We start from the raw sequence: 3,236 nt of genomic DNA, 5'->3' as shown, positions 1-3,236 counted from the left end.
ATTCTTTAGGGGACATCTTTATCTATACGTCGGCTGACGAAGAAAAAGGTGTCCTTTTAGAGTTAAAGGGGCGTGGTTGCCGACAGTTTGAAAGTTACCTGCTGGCACAACAAAGAAGTTGGTATGACTTTCTCATGGACGCACTCATAGACGGTGGCGTGATGAAGCGTATCGACCTTGCTATCAACGACCATACGGGTATTTTGGATATTCCAGAGCTTGCGGAAAAATGCAGGAAACGGGAATATATCGGAAAGTCCAGAAGTTATAAGTTTTATCAGTCGGGCGAGCTTATCAAGCATAGAGAGGACGACAGAGAATATATGGGACGCACCCTTTATCTTGGTTCGCTAAAATCAGATGTGTATTTCTGTATCTATGAAAAGGACTATGAGCAGTACGTCAAGTTAGGGACACCGCTGGAAGAAGCCGACATTATCAACCGTTTTGAGATACGGCTTAGAAATGAACGTGCCTATTATGCAGTACGAGATTTGCTGACCTATTATGACGCAGAGCAGACTGCCTTTTCTATCATCAACCAGTATGTGCGGTTTGTTGATGAAGAAGCAGACAAGCGAAAAAATGACTGGAAACTCAATGACCGCTGGGCGTGGTTTATCGGCGATAACAGACAGAGCTTGAAGCTGACGACAAAGCCAGAGCCTTACACCTTAGACCGTACATTGCGGTGGGTACAACGGCAGGTAGCACCGACCTTGAAAATGCTGAAAAGGATTGATAAGGGAAACGGAACAGACTACATGAAAACTATCGAACAGCAGGCAAAGCTCACAGAAAAGCATGAAATGATAATCAAACAGCAGACGACCCCTGCAAAAGATTTAGTAGAAAGTTAGGAGTGATGAAAAAATGTGGGAATTATTGAAAGACTTCCTGCTGGTATCTGTTGGAACGGGTATCGGCGTAGCCTTGATGTGTATTTTAAGTGTTGGCAAAGGAGCTGACTATGAAATGAAGAAATTAAAAGAAAGCGAGGACAAATAACATGAATTTCGGGCAAAATTTGTATCAATGGTTTTTAAGCAACGCACAGAGCTTAGTGCTTATGTCGATTGTGGTTATCGGTATCTACTTAGGGTTCAAGCGTGAGTTTTCAAAACTTATCGGTTTCTTGGTAGTTGCCTTGATTGCTGTCGGCTTGGTATTCAATGCTGGCGGTGTGAAAGATGTACTGTTAGAGCTGTTCAATAAGATTATCGGTGCATAAAATTTTATTGTGGGGCTGATGTATGGGTGCTATAATGTGAAAAAAGAAGTAATCGAGGTGTTCTATTTTGAATGAGAGAGAAAAAATTATTCGTTTATGGTTTGATATGTGGTTGAAACAGCAAGACTTAGGAATAGATAAAATTTTTACAGAAGATGTTGTTTATACGGAAAGCTGGTGTCCTAAATATGAAAATCTTAAAACAGTAAAACATTGGTTTAATGAATGGAATACTCGTGGTAAAGTCATTATTTGGGATATTAAACAGTTCTTTCATAAAGAAAATCAAACTGTCGTAGAATGGTATTTTAAAAATGAAATGAATACGGGAAGCGTTGAAGAATTTGACGGTATTTCCTTAATTGAATGGACAGAAGATAACAAAATCAAATCATTAAAAGAATATGGTTGCAATCTGAATAACTATAATCCATATCAACACAGCGATAACCCTCAATTTAGAGATGAAAAAACAAACTGGTTTTAAAACTTAATCAAATTATATCCATATACATAAAGCAGTTAGTCTTAGGATTGACTGCTTTTTTCTTACCTAAAATCAGATTGGAGTGATGAAATGAGCGATATTTTTAAGGATATGCAGGCAAACGTCGGCTGTGATTATATTTCTAACCTGCCCTCTTACAAGCGTAAAGTGTGGCATGAAATGAAGCGATTACCGCTTACGAATTATGATATAAAACAGTTAGAAGATTTTTCAAAGTATGTGTTTGGTATGTCGTACCAGAGCTTAAAAGATGTGATGAAGCAACAGAAAGGACGTGAGGAACAATGCAGGAAACAAGGGTGCTGGTGGAAACGAGAGGAACAACTGGCGAAGAAACAATATCATACTGGTTCGACCTGCCGATAGATGTTGCCGAGTTTGAAGAAAAGTTAGGTATCGGTGCAGAAAGTGGGGATTATCGTATTATCGAAAAGGTGTTGCCTTATGCTGATGAAGTCCACGAACACACCAGCGTGTACCAGCTCAACGAATTAGATTTTATGTACCGCCAGCTTTCAAGTGATATGCAGGAAGAATATGTATCACTACTTACGGTGTTTGAAAATTTAGAAGCACTTTATATTTGCAGGAACGTGATTATTGTTTATCCCGACTGTAAAAGCATGATAGATGTTGCAAGGCAAAAGCTGATGAACGACCCGATGTTCAAGCATTTATCCGAGGACTGTCAAGAATACTACTTTGACTTTGAAGCCTACGCTTCTCACTTGCAGGAACACGGGAAATTTTTAGTAACAGAACACGGTATCTTTGAACTGCCAGAGTAGGAAATGAGGTGGTGCTTATGATTGATGATATGGCGGTTTATATTGCTAATCTTGGCAAATACAATGAGGGCTATTTAGTCGGTGCTTGGTTCACGTTCCCCATTGACGAGGAAGATGTGAAAGAAAAAATCGGCTTGAATGAACAGTATGAGGAATACGCTATCCATGATACCGACAACTTTCCCATTGCGATTGGCGAGTATGTTTCCATTGAAGAACTCAATGAGATGTATGAAATGATAGAGGAACTTCCCGACTATATTGTAGAGTGTCTGGACGAATTTATCAGCCACTATGGGACGCTGGAAGAAGTCGTGGAACATAAGGACGATATTTACTATTATCCCGACTGTGAAACCATGACAGATGTTGCCTACTACTACATAGACGAATTGCAGGCACTTGGGGACATTCCACCCAGCTTACAGAATTACATTGACTATGAAGCCTACGGGCGAGATTTGGATATGGGCGGTTGCTTTATTGAAACAAGCGAGGTATGTGCGAGATACCATATTAACGCTGGAAGATCAGCGACAAGCATTGTTGCTACTGACAGCGTATTTCTCTTTAAGGGACAGTCTGAAAATGGCTGTCCTTTTCTCTTTGAAGAACTTACGAAAGGAGCTGAAAGAACTTGAAAAAGATTAAATCTTATACGGGTATCTGGAACGTGGAAAAAGTCTTGTATGCAATCAATGACTTTAAC

At 39.8% G+C, this 3,236-nt stretch carries 6 protein-coding genes and 1 pseudogene; all 7 read left to right on the top strand.

What is annotated here, in order from left to right; translation table 11 throughout:
- A partial coding sequence (locus tag DXB52_RS15085; RefSeq protein WP_147343388.1) for a replication initiation factor domain-containing protein occupies positions 1 to 860 on the top strand: 860 nt, incomplete at its 5' end.
- Positions 861 to 873: 13 nt separating this feature from the next.
- Complete coding sequence (locus tag DXB52_RS15080) at positions 874 to 1,008, top strand: DUF3789 domain-containing protein (protein WP_003061156.1); 135 nt, start codon at positions 874 to 876, stop codon at positions 1,006 to 1,008.
- 1 nt (position 1,009) lies between these two features.
- Positions 1,010 to 1,231, top strand: a complete 222-nt coding sequence (locus tag DXB52_RS15075; protein ID WP_003060793.1) for a hypothetical protein — start codon at positions 1,010 to 1,012, stop codon at positions 1,229 to 1,231.
- 67 nt (positions 1,232 to 1,298) lie between these two features.
- The gene (locus tag DXB52_RS15070; protein ID WP_003060053.1) at positions 1,299 to 1,718 is read left to right on the top strand and encodes a nuclear transport factor 2 family protein; all 420 of its coding nucleotides are present in this window, start codon (positions 1,299 to 1,301) and stop codon (positions 1,716 to 1,718) included.
- Between the two features lie 90 nt (positions 1,719 to 1,808).
- Complete coding sequence (locus DXB52_RS15065) at positions 1,809 to 2,105, top strand: hypothetical protein (protein WP_008687105.1); 297 nt, start codon at positions 1,809 to 1,811, stop codon at positions 2,103 to 2,105.
- The gene (locus DXB52_RS15060) at positions 2,024 to 2,527 is read left to right on the top strand and encodes an antirestriction protein ArdA (RefSeq protein WP_003062492.1); all 504 of its coding nucleotides are present in this window, start codon (positions 2,024 to 2,026) and stop codon (positions 2,525 to 2,527) included. The genes DXB52_RS15065 and DXB52_RS15060 overlap by 82 nt, the downstream gene beginning before the upstream one ends.
- A gap of 17 nt (positions 2,528 to 2,544) precedes the next feature.
- Positions 2,545 to 3,047, top strand: a pseudogene (locus DXB52_RS15055) (antirestriction protein ArdA).
- The last annotated feature ends 189 nt before the right edge of the window (positions 3,048 to 3,236 follow it).

Origin of the sequence: Ruminococcus sp. OM04-4AA, from assembly GCF_003462585.1 — a bacterium.
Taxonomy (GTDB): domain Bacteria; phylum Bacillota; class Clostridia; order Lachnospirales; family Lachnospiraceae; genus Mediterraneibacter; species Mediterraneibacter faecis.
Note: the sequence above shows the minus strand (reverse complement) of the source record. Positions and strands in the feature narration are given on the sequence as shown.

Coding starts and splice junctions, on each gene's coding strand:
- DXB52_RS15065 (WP_008687105.1), top strand. CDS start 1,809: ATGAGCGATATTTTTAAGGATATGCAGGCAAACGTCGGCTGTGATTAT.
- DXB52_RS15075 (WP_003060793.1), top strand. CDS start 1,010: ATGAATTTCGGGCAAAATTTGTATCAATGGTTTTTAAGCAACGCACAG.
- DXB52_RS15080 (WP_003061156.1), top strand. CDS start 874: ATGTGGGAATTATTGAAAGACTTCCTGCTGGTATCTGTTGGAACGGGT.
- DXB52_RS15060 (WP_003062492.1), top strand. CDS start 2,024: ATGCAGGAAACAAGGGTGCTGGTGGAAACGAGAGGAACAACTGGCGAA.